Annotated in this window: 1 rRNA gene; it reads left to right on the plus strand. The window is 54.3% G+C overall.

The window, feature by feature from the left end:
• Positions 1–1321: ribosomal RNA gene (locus tag H0485_RS21210) — 23S ribosomal RNA — on the plus strand; the annotation flags it as partial.
• Between the last annotated feature and the right edge of the window lie 83 nt (positions 1322–1404).

Genomic DNA, 1404 nt, shown 5'->3' on the forward strand with positions numbered 1-1404 from the left:
TTCCCTTAACGGATTGGGAAGGCCGTTCAGAGGTTCCAGGAAATAGCCCTCCATAAGACCGTACCCTAAACCGACACAGGTGGACAGGTAGAGTATACCAAGGCGCTTGAGAGAACCACGTTTAAGGAACTCGGCAAAATGCTCCCGTAAGTTCGCGAGAAGGGAGCCCCGTCTGTACGCAAGTATGGGCGGGGGGCACAATCCAGGGGGTGGCGACTGTTTACTTAAAACACAGGGCTGTGCGAAGTCGTAAGACGACGTATACAGTCTGACGCCTGCCCGGTGCCGGAAGGTTAAAAGGAGGGGTGCAAGCTCTGAATTGAAGCCCCGGTAAACGGCGGCCGTAACTATAACGGTCCTAAGGTAGCGAAATTCCTTGTCGGGTAAGTTCCGACCTGCACGAATGGCGTAACGATCTCCCCGCTGTCTCAAACGTGGACTCAGCGAAATTGAACTGTGTGTCAAGATGCACACTACCCGCGGTTAGACGGAAAGACCCCATGAACCTTTACTCCAGCTTTGCATTGGCATCAGGAATGTGATGTGCAGGATAGGTGGTAGGCATCGAAGCAGAAACGCCAGTTTCTGTGGAGCCATCCTTGAGATACCACCCTTCGCCTTCTTGATGTCTAACCGCGGTCCGTTATCCGGATCCGGGACCCTGCATGGTGGGGAGTTTGACTGGGGCGGTCGCCTCCCAAATCGTAACGGAGGCGCGCGAAGGTTGGCTCAGACCGGTCGGAAATCGGTCGTTGAGTGCAATGGCAGAAGCCAGCCTGACTGCGAGACTGACAAGTCGAGCAGAGACGAAAGTCGGCCATAGTGATCCGGTGGTCCCAAGTGGGAGGGCCATCGCTCAACGGATAAAAGGTACTCTGGGGATAACAGGCTGATGATGCCCAAGAGTCCATATCGACGGCATCGTTTGGCACCTCGATGTCGGCTCATCTCATCCTGGGGCCGGAGCAGGTCCCAAGGGTACGGCTGTTCGCCGTTTAAAGAGGTACGTGAGCTGGGTTTAGAACGTCGTGAGACAGTTCGGTCCCTATCTGCCGTGGGTGCAGGAGGCTTGAGAAGAGTTGACCCTAGTACGAGAGGACCGGGTTGAACGAACCACTGGTGGACCTGTTATCGTGCCAACGGTAGTGCAGGGTAGCTATGTTCGGACAGGATAAACGCTGAAGGCATCTAAGCGTGAAGCCCCCTTCAAAACAAGGCCTCCCTTGAGGGCCGTGGAAGACCACCACGTCGATAGGCCAGAGGTGTAAGTGCAGCAATGCATTCAGCTGACTGGTACTAATTGCCCGATTGGCTTGATTTGATCCGGTAAAAGCAAGGCAATACGCCAAACCGATCAGCAAGTCATATATCAAGCACCATAAGTCGTGCGAAAACTTGAACAAT

Source organism: Pseudogemmobacter faecipullorum (genome assembly GCF_020539525.1).
Taxonomy (GTDB): domain Bacteria; phylum Pseudomonadota; class Alphaproteobacteria; order Rhodobacterales; family Rhodobacteraceae; genus Pseudogemmobacter; species Pseudogemmobacter faecipullorum.